Source organism: Citrobacter sp. Cpo015 (assembly GCF_030333035.1).
GTDB lineage: Bacteria > Pseudomonadota > Gammaproteobacteria > Enterobacterales > Enterobacteriaceae > Citrobacter > Citrobacter portucalensis.
This window is the reverse complement of the sequence record NZ_JAOWGS010000039.1, coordinates 418,518-434,878: the sequence shown is the minus strand read 5'-3', so window position 1 is coordinate 434,878 and position 16,361 is coordinate 418,518. Positions and strand designations below refer to the sequence as shown.

Below are 16,361 nucleotides of genomic sequence, written 5' to 3'. Positions count from 1 at the left end.
GGTTCTTTAAGGTAAGGAGGTGATCCAACCGCAGGTTCCCCTACGGTTACCTTGTTACGACTTCACCCCAGTCATGAATCACAAAGTGGTAAGCGCCCTCCCGAAGGTTAAGCTACCTACTTCTTTTGCAACCCACTCCCATGGTGTGACGGGCGGTGTGTACAAGGCCCGGGAACGTATTCACCGTGGCATTCTGATCCACGATTACTAGCGATTCCGACTTCATGGAGTCGAGTTGCAGACTCCAATCCGGACTACGACATACTTTATGAGGTCCGCTTGCTCTCGCGAGGTCGCTTCTCTTTGTATATGCCATTGTAGCACGTGTGTAGCCCTACTCGTAAGGGCCATGATGACTTGACGTCATCCCCACCTTCCTCCAGTTTATCACTGGCAGTCTCCTTTGAGTTCCCGGCCGAACCGCTGGCAACAAAGGATAAGGGTTGCGCTCGTTGCGGGACTTAACCCAACATTTCACAACACGAGCTGACGACAGCCATGCAGCACCTGTCTCAGAGTTCCCGAAGGCACCGAAGCATCTCTGCTAAGTTCTCTGGATGTCAAGAGTAGGTAAGGTTCTTCGCGTTGCATCGAATTAAACCACATGCTCCACCGCTTGTGCGGGCCCCCGTCAATTCATTTGAGTTTTAACCTTGCGGCCGTACTCCCCAGGCGGTCGACTTAACGCGTTAGCTCCGGAAGCCACGCCTCAAGGGCACAACCTCCAAGTCGACATCGTTTACGGCGTGGACTACCAGGGTATCTAATCCTGTTTGCTCCCCACGCTTTCGCACCTGAGCGTCAGTCTTTGTCCAGGGGGCCGCCTTCGCCACCGGTATTCCTCCAGATCTCTACGCATTTCACCGCTACACCTGGAATTCTACCCCCCTCTACAAGACTCTAGCCTGCCAGTTTCGGATGCAGTTCCCAGGTTGAGCCCGGGGATTTCACATCCGACTTGACAGACCGCCTGCGTGCGCTTTACGCCCAGTAATTCCGATTAACGCTTGCACCCTCCGTATTACCGCGGCTGCTGGCACGGAGTTAGCCGGTGCTTCTTCTGCGAGTAACGTCAATCGCTGCGGTTATTAACCACAACGCCTTCCTCCTCGCTGAAAGTACTTTACAACCCGAAGGCCTTCTTCATACACGCGGCATGGCTGCATCAGGCTTGCGCCCATTGTGCAATATTCCCCACTGCTGCCTCCCGTAGGAGTCTGGACCGTGTCTCAGTTCCAGTGTGGCTGGTCATCCTCTCAGACCAGCTAGGGATCGTCGCCTAGGTGAGCCGTTACCCCACCTACTAGCTAATCCCATCTGGGCACATCCGATGGCAAGAGGCCCGAAGGTCCCCCTCTTTGGTCTTGCGACGTTATGCGGTATTAGCTACCGTTTCCAGTAGTTATCCCCCTCCATCGGGCAGTTTCCCAGACATTACTCACCCGTCCGCCACTCGTCACCCAAGGAGCAAGCTCCTCTGTGCTACCGTTCGACTTGCATGTGTTAGGCCTGCCGCCAGCGTTCAATCTGAGCCATGATCAAACTCTTCAATTTAAAAGTTTGATGCTCAATGAATTAAACTTCGTAATGAATTACGTGTTCACTCGTTGAGACTTGGTATTCATTTTTCGTCTTGCGACGTTAAGAATCCGTATCTTCGAGTGCCCACACAGATTGTCTGATAAATTGTTAAAGAGCAGTGCCGCTTCGCTTTTTCTCAGCGGCGCGGGGTGTGCATATTACGCCACCCCGCTACGAAGTCAAGCATTTAATTTCGCTTTCTTCGCCGGAGTTCTCAGTGGAACTCCGCTGACCCGGCGGCTTGTAATCCGTTGTTCCGTGTCAGTGGAGGCGCATTATAGGGAGTTATTTCAGGCTGACAAGGGGAAATTTAAAATAACTCTCCGAGTGCGTGTTTTTTCACCAAAACAACCATTAACATGCCATAAAATAAGCAAATTGCCGTTTTTGCAGCCGCAATCACACTTCCAGGTGGCATACTAATGAATAAGAAAAAGAGTAAGGAAGAACATTCATGCCGTTAAATGCCCAACAGCTAGCCGCACAGAAAAACTTGTCCTACGTTCTGGCCGAAAAGCTGGCTCAGCGAATATTAAAAGGTGAATACGCACCGGGTGCGATATTGCCTGGCGAAATAGAGCTAGGCGATCAGTTTGGCGTGAGTCGCACCGCGGTAAGAGAGGCAGTAAAAACATTAACGGCAAAAGGTATGGTATTACCGCGCCCACGTATTGGTACACGCGTCATGCCGCAAGCAAACTGGAACTTCCTTGACCAGGAGCTGCTCACCTGGTGGATGACAGAAGATAATTTCCCGCAGGTCATTAAACATTTTCTGGTGATGCGTATCAGCCTGGAGCCTCAGGCGTGCTTACTGGCAGCGACTATAGGTACGGCTGAACAGAAAGCGCACCTCAACACGCTGATGGAAGAGATGGTCGAGCTGAAAAGAAACTTCAGACGCGAACGCTGGATTGAGGTTGATATCGCCTGGCATGAGCACATCTATGAAATGAGTGCGAATCCGTTCCTTATATCCTTTTCATCTCTGTTCCATTCGGTTTACCAGACCTACTTTACCTCTATTACCTATAACGATGTGGTGAAACTGGATTTGCACCAGGCCATTGTCGATGCAATAGATGATAACGATGGCGATCGCGCCTTTGCTGCCTGTCAGGCATTGCTGATAGCACCGAACGTGCTACCGGATAAATAATATGTCAGAAAAGAAATCACGCAGTATGGCCGGGCTACCGTGGATAGCAGCCATGGCCTTTTTTATGCAGGCACTAGACGCCACGATCCTCAATACCGCCCTACCCGCAATAGCACATAGTCTTAACCGCTCTCCACTCGCCATGCAGTCGGCCATTATCAGCTATACCCTGACTGTCGCGATGCTGATCCCGGTAAGTGGTTGGCTGGCAGACCGATTTGGTACCCGACGCGTCTTTATGATTGCCGTTAGCCTGTTTACGTTGGGATCGCTGGCCTGCGCGCTGTCCAGTTCCTTAAGCGAGCTGGTGATTTTCCGTGTCATTCAGGGGATCGGTGGCGCCATGATGATGCCCGTTGCCCGTCTGGCGTTATTGCGTGCTTACCCCCGCAGCGAACTGCTTCCCGTGCTTAACTTCGTCACCATGCCAGGACTTGTGGGGCCGATTTTAGGTCCGGTATTGGGCGGTGTACTGGTTACATGGGCCAGTTGGCACTGGATCTTCCTGATTAATATTCCAATTGGCATTGCCGGTATCTTCTATGCCCGCAAATATATGCCGAACTTCACCACGCCACGCCGCGGTTTTGATATGACCGGTTTCTTTCTGTTTGGTTTGAGCCTGGTGTTGTTTTCCAGCGGCGTTGAATTGTTCGGTGAGAAGCTTGTCGAGACCTGGGTCGCACTCGGTATTATTCTTGCCAGTGTGTTGTTACTACTCGCCTATATTCGCCATGCGCGTCGCCACCCAACGCCGCTGATATCGCTTCCGATATTTAAGACTCGGACCTTTTCTGTTGGGATCGCCGGAAACCTCGCCACTCGCCTGGGCACAGGCTGCGTGCCCTTCTTAATGCCGCTGATGTTGCAGGTAGGATTTGGATATCCGGCTCTGATAGCCGGCTGCATGATGGCGCCAACAGCGTTGGGTTCAATTCTGGCAAAATCCATGGTGACGCAGGTTCTGCGCAAACTCGGCTACAGGACCACATTGGTGGGTGTTACGGTATTTATCGGCCTGATGATTGCGCAGTTCGCTTTGCAATCTCCTGCCATGCCGATCTGGATGCTAATCCTGCCGTTGTTCATTTTAGGTATGGCGATGTCCACCCAGTTTACTTCAATGAATACCATCACTCTGGCGGATCTGACCGATGAAAACGCCAGCAGCGGCAACAGCGTATTGGCCGTTACTCAGCAGTTATCAATCAGTTTAGGGGTTGCCATCAGCGCCGCCGTTCTGCGTATCTATGAAGGTATGGAAGGAACCAATACGGTCGAACAGTTCCACTATACCTTTATGACGATGGGCGCTATCACGGTAATATCCGCGCTGATGTTCATGCTGCTAAAAGCCAAAGATGGACGTAACCTGATCAAAGATCGGCACAAACCTAAACCGACCCCCGCTCCATCAGAACAGGAGTAAGCTGCAAACGCTGTTGCTGTAATGCGGGCTGCGCCATCCGGTGAATTAATACATCGATGGCCAGTTCGCCCAATTCATCTTTTGGTTGGTGGATGGTCGTCAGGGGCGGCGTCATATAGCGCGCCAGCTCGATATCATCGTAACCCACCACAGCCATATCCTGCGGAATGCGCAATCCTGACTGGTACAGAGCCTGATACGCGCCAACTGCCATTGCATCATTGCCGGTAAAAACAGCCTGCGGTCGCTGTTTATGCGACAGCAACGTTTTCATAGCTTCAAAGCCGCCGCCGAACTCAAAGTCACCGGTAATCTCGTAGCCTTCCGGGACAGACAACCCCGCCCGCTTCATTGCTGCCCGATATCCTTCCAGACGCAAACGCGCCGGGGTTTTATCCAGCGGCCCGGTGATGCAGGCAATGCGCGTAAACCCTTTTTCGATAAGATGTTGCGTGGCTAAATCCCCGCCCAGCAAGGAGTTATCCTGAATCAGATCGCTTTCACCATCAAAAGGCGACCAGTCCATCATCACGGTCGGTATAGAAGGATAACGCTGCATTATCTCTCTGGAAGGCTGATGTGTTTCGGTGCAGAGCAGCAACAAGCCGTCCACACGTTTTTGCATCAGAGTTTCCAGGTTACGGTTCATGCGCTGTTCATCGCCTTCGGTATTGCACAGCACCAGGCTGTAGCCGCGCTCAAAACAGCTACGTTCAACGCCGCGCACTAGTTCAGAATAGAAGGGATTGGTACTGGCAGTGATTAACATGCCAATCGTGCGGGTCTGGTTTAACTTGAGGCTACGCGCCAGCGCGGAGGGCGCGTAGTTAAGCGCTTTAATTGCAGCTTCTACTTTGTCAGTGACGGACTCACTGACAAAGCGATCTTTATTAATGACGTGAGAAACCGTCGACGTGGAAACACCCGCCAGGCGGGCGACGTCCTTCATTGTAGCCAAGCGTTACCTCTGTTGACTTAAAAACGCTTCTATTTCTTCGCGCCACGGAACGGAAGGCTGTGCGCCTTTACGGGTAACCGCAATCGCCGCAGCGGCATGCGCAAAACGGATCGCTTCAGGCAGCGGAGTCTCTTCCAGCAACGCCGTAATTAACGCGCCATTAAAGGTGTCTCCAGCGGCAATAGTATCAACGGCTTCCACTTTAAAACCGGGCACACGCTGTCCTTCGCCATTAACACTGGCCCACACACCGCGACTACCTAAAGTAATCAGTACAGTATGGATACCTTTAGCGTGCAATGCCTGCGCCGCTTTGGCCGCGTCTTCATCATTTTCGACCCGGATCCCCGTCAGCTTTTCAGCCTCGGTTTCATTCGGGGTAATAATATCCACCAGCGCCAGCAGTTCATCAGAAAGTTCACGTGCCGGTGCCGGGTTCAGGGCGACCATGGTCTTATTTTGATGTGCAATCTTTGCTGCAGTCAGTACGCTTTCGATCGGCGATTCTAACTGCATAAGTAAGGCGGACGCCTGAGCAATACGCTCATGCTGTGCTTCCACCAACGCTGGCGAAAGAGCTGCGTTCGCTCCGGCATGAATGCCGATAACGTTCTCACCTTCACCATTCACAAAAATCAACGCCACTCCGGTCGATTCCCCCGAAATCACGCTAATCGGCGCGATATCGATGTTGTCTTTGGCTAACTGTTTACGCACACTTTCGCCAATATCATCATCGCCCGTACAGGCAATGAATGCGATATTCGCGCCACTACGACCCGCAGCAACAGCCTGATTCGCGCCTTTACCGCCAAATGCGACCTGATAATGGCTACCAGTTACGGTTTCACCAGGTGTCGGGAAAGAGTTAAGGTTAAGGATGTGATCGGCATTGATACTGCCAAGAACAACGAGGTTGCCTGCGGTTTTCATATTTGGTGTTCCAAGTCAAAGTGCGCCACCGGGTTAGGGTGGCGCGTGCCCTGCTTTTCTTTTTACGCTTTCATCCCCAAAATCAGATACGGGGATGGCGTATTTATGTCTCCATCAGGCCGCGAGCGACCTGAATCGGTATTACTGCTTGATGACCAGCTTCAGGTCAACCGGATATTTAGCCTGAACCTTCTCGCCTTTCAGGACTTTATCTGCAGTCTCAACGCCTTTCGCGCCGATCTGATCCGGCAACTGAGCAATGGTCGCAGCCAGTTTGCCATCATTTACTGCTTTTTCGCCATCTGGAGTGCCGTCAAATCCAACCACCATCACATCAGATTTACCCGCGGTTTGCAGTGCGCGCAGCGCACCCAGCGCCATTTCATCGTTCTGGGCAAATACGGCCTGCACATCAGGATGCGCGGTCAGCAGGTTCTGCATGACGTTCAGACCTTTGGTGCGGTCGAAGTCTGCCGGCTGGCTGGCCAGTACGTTAAATTTGTGTGCCGCAACGGCCTGCTGGAAACCTTCGCCACGCTCACGCGCCGCTGAAGTTCCGGCAATCCCTTGCAGTTCGATAACTTTCGCGCCTTCACCTGCTTTCTTCGCGATGTAATCACCCGCAATTTTGCCACCCAACACGTTATCAGACGCGATGTGGCTTACCACTTCGCCTTTGGAGGCAACACGGTCAAGGGTAATAACCGGAATTTTTGCCTGGTTAGCCATCTTCACAGCATTACCAACGGCATCAGAGTCAGTCGGGTTGATCAGCAGAATTTTAGTTCCACGAACCGTTAAGTCCTGAACGTTAGCCAGCTCTTTCGCCGGATTGTTCTGCGAGTCCAGAATCACCAGGTTGTAACCCAGCTTATCCGCCTCTTTTTGCGCCCCATCCTTCAGAGAAACAAAGAACGGGTTGTTGAGGGTGGAGACCACCAGCGCAATGGTATCTTTCGCCATCGCATTCGCGCTCACGGTGGCGCTCAGCGCAACAGCAGAAACCAGGGTAGCCAGTTTTTTCATGTTCATATTTAAGATGTCCTGTAATCGTTGTTACTGCTTTTTGTTGTCTACCAGTACCGCCAGCAAAATCACCACCGCTTTGACGATCATCTGGTAATAGGAGGATACACCTAACAAATTCAAACCATTATTGAGGAAACCAAGAATCAATGCGCCGATCAGCGTCCCAACAATACGTCCTTTACCACCCGCCAGGCTGGTACCGCCTAACACCACCGCTGCGATAGCATCCAGCTCATAGCCAGTACCTGCCGTCGGTTGTGCGGAGGAGAGTCGTGCGACCTCAATGATGCCCGCCAGCGATGCCAGCAGACCGCACAGTGAGTAAACGATAATTTTGATTTTACTGACGCTGATACCGGACAAACGCGTTGCCGCTTCGTTACCGCCCAGCGCGTAGATATAACGGCCCAGACGAGTGTGGTGCAGCATGTACCACGCCGCGAGGAAGACAATCCCCATGATCCACACTGGCGTAGGGATGCCTAACGGACGACCAATACCAAACCAGCCAAACAGATCGGCATTGTCAGTAAATCCGGTATTAACCGGACTGCCGTTGGTGTACACCATGGTCACGCCGCGCAGCAACAGCATCATCACCAGCGTTGCAATAAACGCCTGCACCCGGCCTTTCGCAACAATCACCCCGGTGACTGCGCCAATGGCAGCGCCGAGCGCCAGGGCCGCAGCAACAGCCACCAGCGCATTGACCTCAATCCCTACAATTGAAGCCGCAACCGCGCCGGTAAGCGCCAGCAAGGAACCGACGGACAGATCGATACCCGACGTCAGGATGACCAGCGTCATGCCAACGGCCATGATGGCGTTCACCGACGTTTGCTGGAGAATGTTGAACAGGTTATTAACGGTAAAAAAGTTAGGGCTCATGGTGGAAACAATCGCGATCAGCACTAACAGAGCGATGAGCGACTTTTGCTCCAGAAGCCATGCTTTAGTGAAATAACGGCGACCAGAAACAGCCTGGGTAGTCATCTTTTTTACTCCTGATTCACGCGATTAAGCTTGCCCACAGCGGCAGCCATTAATACTTCCTGAGTGGCCTGCTCGCGAGTGAACTCACCGCCGAGATGCCCTTCATGCATAACGATAATTCGATCGCTCATGCCCAATACTTCTGGCATCTCAGAGGAGACCAGAATGATGCTCAGCCCGTCAGCCTTAAACTGGTTGATAAGCTGATAGATTTCTTTCTTGGCTCCAACGTCAACGCCGCGCGTTGGTTCATCAAGGATCAGCACTTTTGGCCGGGTCATCAGACCGCGCGCAATCGCCACTTTCTGCTGGTTACCACCGGAAAGCAGGCCGATAGCCTGTTCCATTGATGGTGTTTTAACATTGAACAGACGAATAAAATCACCCACCGCCTGCTGCTCATCTTTATGTTTCAGGCTTCCACCGGCGCGGCTGAAATAACGCAGCGCGGTCAGTGACATGTTCTCTTTCACCGACATGCCCAGCACTAAGCCATCGCGTTTACGGTCTTCAGAAATATAGACGATGCCGTTAGCCAACCCATCCTGCGGCGAACGGGTAACCACTTCATGGCCATCAAGCGTGACGTAACCGCTGGTGCGCGGCAATGCGCCGTACAACACTTTCATCAGTTCGGTACGTCCGGCCCCCATCAGCCCGGATACGCCAAGGATCTCGCCTTTACGCAGCGTGAACGAAACATCGTTTACGCCAGGACCGCACAGGTTATCGACCTTCAGGCGAATATCACCCGGCGCTTTTTCCAGGCGCGGGTACTGATCTTCCAGCTTACGTCCCACCATCATTTCAATCAGCGAGTCTTCAGTCAGCGAGGCAACTTCACGTTCGGCAATAAACTGCCCATCGCGGAAGACGGTTACGTCGTCGCAAATCTCGAAGATCTCTTTCATACGGTGAGAAATATAGACAATGCCGCGTCCCTGGGATTTCAGTTCGCGGATGACGCGGAACAGGGATTCGGTTTCAGTGTCGGTGAGGGCATCCGTCGGTTCATCCATAATGATGACCTTCGATTCAAAGCTCAGCACTTTGGCAATTTCGACCATCTGCTGATCGCCAATCGACAGCTCACCAACCAGTCTGTCGCTTTTAAAGCGCAGATTCAGTTTGGCGAGCAGCAGATCGGCTTCGGCGTACATCTTCTTCCAGTCAATTTTGCCAAAGCGATTCACAAACTCACGGCCAAGAAAAATGTTCTCGGCGATAGTGAGTTGCGGGATCAGGTTCAGCTCCTGGTGGATGATACCGATTCCGGCTTCCTGGGAGGATTTAGGGCCGTTAAAGGTGGTCTCTTTCCCCAGCCACAATAAAGAACCAGCATCACGGGTATAGATCCCGGTCAGCACTTTCATCATGGTGGATTTGCCCGCGCCGTTTTCGCCCACCAGCGCCATTACGCGGCCAGGGTAGACATTCAGCGCGGCGCCGGATAGCGCTTTTACGCCCGGGAACGCTTTATCGATCCCTTTGAGTTGCAGTAATGCGTTCATGATGGCCTCAGAACGTGACGCCAGCACAGAGAATGATATTCGCATACGGAGAACATTCTCCGCTGCGAATTACCGCCTGACTGTCTGCGGTTTGTTTTTTGAATTGTTCATGCGTGGTGTAACGAATTTCTATGGTGTTTCCCTGGTGTTGTTGCAGTTGCTCAATGTGGCTGAGCAACGTTTCGTGGAGTTGCGGATTATGTTGTTTAATTTCCGACGCGAGAATGGCTGCCTCGACCTGCATTTCACGTGTGACCACATCCAGTACCTGCATAAAAGAAGGTACGCCCTGGGTTAATGCCATATCAATACGCGTTGTGCTGTTCGGGATGGGTAAACCTGCATCACACACCACCAGCGTATCGGTATGCCCCAGACGGGAGATCACCGTTGAAATTTCAGAGTTGAGTACCGTGCCTTTCTTCATTTTCTTTCCCCACTAGCGAAACGTTTCGCTGGAGATAAGTGTAGTGCGAAGAGTGGACAGAAAACCACCGCGACGTTACGAAAATGTGATCGCCATCGAAACGTTTCGCAAGGATTATCATTTGATGAAATGAAAACTGAGAGGGGCAAAACAAAACGCCCCCTTTCGCGATGAAAGAGGGCGTCGATGAGATTAAATCTCTACCTGAGTACCAAGCTCAATAACCCGGTTCGGTGGGATTTCAAACTGGTCCGGCGCGCGCAGCGCGTTGCGCTGTAGCAGCAGATACAGCTTGCCGCGCAGACGCAGGTACCATGGCCGCTTGCCTACAATCAACGACTCATGCGACATGAAGAAGGACGTTTCCATCATCCTACAGCTTAAGCCTTCCAGACCGCAGCGATGGAACACTTCCTCCACGTTCGGCGTTTCGCGCCAACCGTAGCTGGCCACCACGCGCCAGAAGGTGGGCGATAACTGCTCAATCTGCACCCTACGCACGTTGTGAACATAGGGTGCATCTTCCGTACGCAGCGTCAGCAGAATAACGCGCTCATGCAGCACCTTGTTATGCTTGAGGTTATGCAGAAGCGCAAACGGGATGACGTTCAGTGCGCGGGACATATACACCGCCGTTCCCGGCACGCGTACCGGTGGCGATTTCTCCAGAGAAGCAATCATCGCCTCCAGAGAGTTACCGTGCTCATGCATGCGACGCAGCAGACGGAAGCGTTCGCTTTTCCAGGTGGTCATGATGGTGAACATCACCAGACCCAGCGTCAGAGGCAGCCAACCGCCAGAAATAAGCTTATCGAGGTTCGCGGAGAACAGCGGAACATCGACGCACAAGAACGCCACCAGGATCAGGAAGACGAAGTATTTATTCCAGTGCCAGTTTTTGCGCGCCACGGTGGTAGACAGAATAGATGTCAGTACCATTGTCCCCGTTACCGCAATCCCGTACGCCGCGGCCAGATTACTGGAGTGTTCAAAGCTCACAATCACGATAACTACCGCAAAATAGAGCATCCAGTTAACGAAAGGAATGTAAATCTGGCCCGATTCCATTTCCGAGGTATGGATGATACGCATCGGCGATAAATACCCCAGACGTACGGCCTGACGCGTCAGCGAGAAGACGCCGGAGATAACCGCCTGAGAGGCGATGACCGTTGCCAGCGCGGCGAGGATCAACAATGGAATTAATGCCCAGTCCGGCGCCAGCAGGAAAAACGGGTTTTTGATCGCTTCAGGATGCTTTAACAGCAACGCGCCCTGCCCAAAATAGTTCAGCACCAGTGAAGGCAATACCACGGAGAACCATGCCAGACGAATCGGCAATTTACCGAAGTGGCCCATATCCGCATACAGCGCTTCAACACCGGTAATCGACAGCACCACCGCACCCAGCGCGATAAAGGACAGCGTTTTGAATTCGAGGAAGAAATGCACCGCCCAATACGGATTGAGCGCCTGCAGCACTTCCGGATTGCCAATAATACTGCGCACACCTAATACCGCGAGCGTCAGGAACCATAGCAGCATAATCGGCGCGAACAGCTTACCGACCATGCCGGTACCGTGTTTTTGAATCAAAAACAGCAGGGTCAGCACAATTATTGAGAGCGGAACAATCCAGGTATCCAGTTGCGGGGCAACTATCTCCAGACCTTCAATTGCAGACATCACCGAAATGGCTGGCGTAATCACCACTTCACCATAGAAGAAGCTGCCGCCTATCAATCCCATAATGACCAGCATGGAGGTTGTTCGCGCCGAGGTATTACGCCCGGCCAATGACATCAGCGTCAGGATCCCGCCTTCTCCGGCGTTATCTGCGCGCATGACAAACGTCAGGTATTTAATGGAGACAACAAAGATCAGCAGCCAGAAAATCAGCGAGAGAAAACCAAATACGGCATCACGTTCAACGCCAAAACCAAACTGGCCGGACAAACATTCACGAAGCGTATAAAGTGGGCTGGTACCAATATCACCGTAGACAACCCCAATGGCCGCAAGGGTAATCGCAGACAATGATTGTTTATTATCAGTGCTCATAGACTCGTCTTTCGTTTATACACATCATCTTTCAAGCCACTCCGTGTGGGCTGCATTCGTTATTCCCCCCATCCCAGAAGAAAACTCCATTGCCGCCTTGGTGCAGCTTGATTGATTTGGTGTATATATAAGAAATGTGTGCGTCGTCCCTTGGCCCACAAAAAGGCGCACAGTATGCACGATTAATCACAAAATCGTACCCCTAAATGAGACCAGATTAATCTGGCTCAAAGAAAAATAAGCGCACCTTCAGTCTATTACTGCAATGGTGTGAAGCATCTATACTCGCAGTTTATGCAGTACATTTGGCGAAAGGACGCCACTTCATTATGGCTCACCCACATTTATTAGCGGAAAGAATTTCCCGTCTGAGCAATGCGCTGGAAAAGGGACTTTATGAACGTAGCCACGCCATTCGTCTGTGTCTGCTGGCAGCACTCAGCGGCGAGAGCGTTTTCTTATTAGGCCCCCCGGGGATCGCAAAAAGCTTAATTGCCCGCCGACTGAAGTTTGCCTTCCAAAACGCACGCGCCTTTGAATACCTGATGACGCGCTTCTCTACGCCCGAAGAGGTGTTTGGTCCGCTGTCCATTCAGGCATTAAAAGATGAAGGTCGCTATGAACGCTTAACGGCGGGCTATCTTCCTGAAGCTGAAATCGTTTTTCTCGATGAAATCTGGAAAGCAGGCCCGGCAATCCTTAACACCCTGTTGACCGCCATTAACGAACGTCACTTCCGTAACGGCGCGTATGAAGAAAAAATTCCGATGCGTCTGCTGGTGGCGGCTTCCAACGAACTGCCTGAAGCCGACAGCAGCCTGGAAGCGCTGTACGACCGTATGCTGATTCGTCTGTGGCTGGATAAAGTTCAGGACAAGGCTAATTTCCGCTCCATGCTGTTAAGTCAGCAGGATGAAAGCGACAATCCGGTCCCGGCATCATTGCAGGTGACGGATGAAGAGTATCACCAGTGGCAAAAAGACATTGGTGCCATCAAGCTTCCCGATCGCGTGTTTGAGCTCATTTTCACGCTGCGCCAACAGTTGGATGTGTTACCGAATGCACCTTATGTGTCCGATCGTCGCTGGAAAAAAGCGATCCGCTTACTCCAGGCCAGCGCTTTCTTTAGCGGACGCGATGCGGTAGTACCTATCGACCTGATCCTGCTGAAAGATTGCCTGTGGTACGACGCACAAAGCCTGAATCTGATGCAACAACAGCTTGAAATATTGATGACCGGACACGCCTGGCAACAGCAAGCCATGCTGACGCGCCTGGGCAGCATTGTGCAACGTCGCATTCAGCTCCAGCAGCAGCAAAGCGACAAAACGGCGTTCACGGTGATCCGCCAGGGCGGAATGTTCAGCCGTCGTCCTCATTATGATTTACCGCCAGAAGCCTCGTCTTCTGTCGTGACATTACTGCTGCAAAAGCCTTTAAAACTGCATGATATGGAGGTTATCCATATAGCTTTCGAACGTGGCGCGCTGGAACTGTGGCTAACAAAAGGCGGGGAGATCCGCGGAAAACTAAACGGGATCGGCTTTGCCCAAACGCTGAATATGGAAGTCGATAGCGCACAGCATCTGGTTGTACGCGATGTCAGTTTACAAGGTTCTCGCCTGGCGCTGCCGGGTGCTTCGCAAGAGAGTATGCCCGCAGAGATAAAACAGGAGCTTGAAGCGCTCGATAATGAGTGGCATCAGCAGCACAGCGCATTCAGCGAACAGCAAAAATGCCTGTTTATTCATAGCGACTGGTTAGGCCGCATTGAGGCCAGCCTGCAGGATGTCGGGGCGCAAATCCGCCAGGCGCAACAATGCTGACCCTTGATACGCTCAACATCATGCTGGCAGTCAGCGAAGAGGCAATGATCGAAGAGATGATCGTCGCCCTGCTGGCTTCCCCAAAGATGGTGGTATTTTTTAAAAAATTTCCTCGCCTTAAAAAAGCGATCACTGACGACATTCCCCGCTGGCGCGAATCATTACGTAGCCGCCTCAAAGATACCCATGTACCGCCGGAGCTGATGGAGGAGGTTATGTGTTATCAACAAAGCCAGCTCCTCTCTCATGCGCAGTTTATCGTTCAGCTACCGCAAATATTATCGCTATTGCACCGCCTCCATTCGCCTTGGGCCGGGCAAGCGCAGCAACTGGTCAATGACAACAGCACCTTTACGCCCGCCCTACATACGCTTTTTCTCCAGCGCTGGCGCCTGAGCCTGGTAGTGCAAACCACAACGCTGAATCAGCAACTGCTGGAAGAAGAGCGCGAGCATTTGCTCAGTGAAGTACAAGAACGGATGACCCTCAGCGGGCAACTGGAACCTGTACTGGCAGAAAATGACAACGCAGCAGGGCGGTTGTGGGATATGAGCGCGGGCCAAATCAAGCGCGGTGATTATCAGTTGATGGTGAAATACGGCGAATTTCTGACGCAACAACCCGAACTCCAGCGCCTGGCCGAGCAGTTAGGTCGTTCCAGAGAGGCGAAATCCGTGCCGCGTAAAGATGCGCCAATGGAAACCTTCCGTACCCTGGTGCGCGAACCGGCAACCGTCCCGGAGCAGGTGGATGGCATCCAGCAAAGTGACGATATCCTGCGCCTGCTACCGCCAGAGCTGGCCACGCTGGGCATTACCGAACTGGAATACGAGTTCTACCGACGGCTGGTGGAAAAGCAACTGCTCACCTACCGCCTGCACGGCGAAGCATGGCGTGAGAAAGTAACGGAACGTCCGGTGGTGCATCAGGATTTTGACGAGCAGCCGCGCGGGCCTTTTATCGTCTGCGTTGATACCTCGGGATCGATGGGCGGATTTAATGAGCAGTGTGCGAAAGCCTTTTGCCTGGCGCTAATGCGCGTTGCCCTTGCCGATAACCGGCGCTGTTTCATTATGCTGTTTTCAACAGAAGTGGTGCGCTATGAGCTTTCCGGTCCGGAGGGCATCGAACAGGCGATCCGCTTTTTAAGTCAGCGCTTTCGTGGCGGCACTGATATTGCCAGCTGTTTTCGCGCCATAATTGAGCGCATGCAGGGTCGGGAATGGTTTGATGCAGATGCGGTGGTGATCTCAGATTTTATCGCTCAGCGATTGCCCGATGAGGTCGTCAGCAAAGTAGGGGAATTACAGCGGGTACACCAGCACCGTTTTCACGCGGTGGCGATGTCAGCACATGGCAAACCCGGCATCATGCGCATTTTCGATCATATCTGGCGCTTTGATACCGGGATGCGAAGCCGCCTGCTCAGACGCTGGCGGCGTTAATTGTTACAGCAGAGATGCGACGCTTTCACGTACCTGGGCCGGCCATACGCCACACTGAACCTGACCAATGTGCGGTAATTGCAGCAACAGCATGGTCAGACGCGACTGCCCAATGCCGCCACCAATTGTCTGAGGCATTTCACCGCGCAGCAGCGCCTGGTGCCACTCCAGACTCAGGCGATCTTCATCACCGGTCAGAGACAGCTGGTGTTTCAGGGCGTCAGCATCCACACGGATCCCCATAGAAGACAGCTCAAACGCATCTTCCAGAACCGGGTTCCAGACCAGAATATCACCGTTCAGACCGGCATGACCCAGCTCGGACGCTGAACTCCAGTCATCATAATCGGGCGCACGTACGTCATGACGGTGACCGTCACTGAGCTTACCGCCGATCCCCACCAGGAATACCGCACCCAGCTCTTTAGCGATCGCACGTTCACGACCTTTTGCATCAAGATCCGGATAACGAGATAAAAGCTCCTGGCTATGAACAAAGTGGATCTGCTCTGGCAGGAACGGTGCCAGACCAAACTCTTTGCTAACCGCAGCTTCGGTGGCCTTAATTCCCGCCCAGATAGCCTCTACCGTGCTTTTCAGAGTGGAGAATTGACGCTCACCGTCGCCCATCACGCGCTCCCAGTCCCACTGGTCAACGTACACTGAGTGCAGCGGGGAGAGGCGATCTTCATCGGGACGCAGGGCTTTCATGTGCGTGTACAGCCCCTCGCCTGCGCTAAAGTCGTGTTGTCCTAACGTTTGACGCTTCCACTTCGCCAGTGAATGAACCACTTCGAATTGAGCGTCTGGCAATGCTTTAACCTTCACCTGCACCGCTTTTTCGCAGCCCGACAAGTTATCCTGCGTGCCATCTCCAACGCGACTGAGGATCGGCGCCTGAACTTCGATCAGGCCTAAACGCTCTTCCAGCTGGCGAGAAAAATGAGATTTTACGAAGCTAATTTGACGTTGTTTGGCAATGTAAGCGGTTTTCATTATGTGTACTCCT

12 protein-coding genes and 1 rRNA gene are annotated in these 16,361 nt (G+C 52.5%); 4 read left to right on the top strand and 9 right to left on the bottom strand.

The window, feature by feature from the left end:
- Positions 1 to 12 precede the first annotated feature (12 nt).
- Positions 13 to 1,554 (bottom strand): 16S ribosomal RNA (locus OGY67_RS23675).
- A 481-nt stretch (positions 1,555 to 2,035) separates the two neighbouring features.
- On the opposite strand from OGY67_RS23675, the gene OGY67_RS23670 reads away from it, so the two are divergent.
- Positions 2,036 to 2,740, top strand: coding sequence for a FadR/GntR family transcriptional regulator (locus OGY67_RS23670; RefSeq protein WP_286574622.1), 705 nt, complete (start codon positions 2,036 to 2,038; stop codon positions 2,738 to 2,740).
- A 1-nt stretch (position 2,741) separates the two neighbouring features.
- A complete protein-coding gene (gene mdtD, locus OGY67_RS23665; RefSeq protein WP_008786557.1) occupies positions 2,742 to 4,169 on the top strand; it encodes a multidrug transporter subunit MdtD in 1,428 nt (475 codons plus the stop codon).
- Here the strand turns inward: mdtD and rbsR are convergent.
- From rbsR to kup, 7 genes are all read right to left on the bottom strand, one after another.
- Positions 4,135 to 5,127, bottom strand: coding sequence for a ribose operon transcriptional repressor RbsR (rbsR, locus tag OGY67_RS23660; protein ID WP_218658818.1), 993 nt, complete (start codon positions 5,125 to 5,127; stop codon positions 4,135 to 4,137). The two genes, mdtD and rbsR, sit on opposite strands and share 35 nt — an antisense overlap.
- A 3-nt stretch (positions 5,128 to 5,130) precedes the next feature.
- A complete protein-coding gene (gene rbsK, locus OGY67_RS23655) occupies positions 5,131 to 6,060 on the bottom strand; it encodes a ribokinase (RefSeq protein ID WP_003826997.1) in 930 nt (309 codons plus the stop codon).
- 141 nt (positions 6,061 to 6,201) lie between these two features.
- Positions 6,202 to 7,092, bottom strand: coding sequence for a ribose ABC transporter substrate-binding protein RbsB (gene rbsB / locus OGY67_RS23650; RefSeq protein ID WP_003023760.1), 891 nt, complete (start codon positions 7,090 to 7,092; stop codon positions 6,202 to 6,204).
- Positions 7,093 to 7,116: 24 nt separating this feature from the next.
- A complete protein-coding gene (gene rbsC / locus OGY67_RS23645) occupies positions 7,117 to 8,082 on the bottom strand; it encodes a ribose ABC transporter permease (RefSeq protein ID WP_003826999.1) in 966 nt (321 codons plus the stop codon).
- A 5-nt stretch (positions 8,083 to 8,087) separates the two neighbouring features.
- Positions 8,088 to 9,593, bottom strand: a complete 1,506-nt coding sequence (rbsA, locus tag OGY67_RS23640; RefSeq protein WP_003023764.1) for a ribose ABC transporter ATP-binding protein RbsA — start codon at positions 9,591 to 9,593, stop codon at positions 8,088 to 8,090.
- A gap of 7 nt (positions 9,594 to 9,600) precedes the next feature.
- A complete protein-coding gene (gene rbsD / locus OGY67_RS23635; RefSeq protein ID WP_003827001.1) occupies positions 9,601 to 10,020 on the bottom strand; it encodes a D-ribose pyranase in 420 nt (139 codons plus the stop codon).
- A gap of 192 nt (positions 10,021 to 10,212) precedes the next feature.
- Entirely contained in the window at positions 10,213 to 12,081 is a 1,869-nt protein-coding gene (kup, locus tag OGY67_RS23630; protein WP_003827003.1) for a low affinity potassium transporter Kup, read from the bottom strand.
- Positions 12,082 to 12,410: 329 nt separating this feature from the next.
- On the opposite strand from kup, the gene ravA reads away from it, so the two are divergent.
- Entirely contained in the window at positions 12,411 to 13,907 is a 1,497-nt protein-coding gene (gene ravA / locus OGY67_RS23625; RefSeq protein WP_020996042.1) for an ATPase RavA, read from the top strand.
- Entirely contained in the window at positions 13,901 to 15,352 is a 1,452-nt protein-coding gene (gene viaA, locus OGY67_RS23620; RefSeq protein ID WP_003827006.1) for an ATPase RavA stimulator ViaA, read from the top strand. Before ravA ends, viaA begins: the two co-directional genes overlap by 7 nt.
- A 3-nt stretch (positions 15,353 to 15,355) precedes the next feature.
- Here the strand turns inward: viaA and asnA are convergent, their stop codons facing one another.
- Complete coding sequence (gene asnA / locus OGY67_RS23615; protein WP_003827009.1) at positions 15,356 to 16,348, bottom strand: aspartate--ammonia ligase; 993 nt, start codon at positions 16,346 to 16,348, stop codon at positions 15,356 to 15,358.
- Between the last annotated feature and the right edge of the window lie 13 nt (positions 16,349 to 16,361).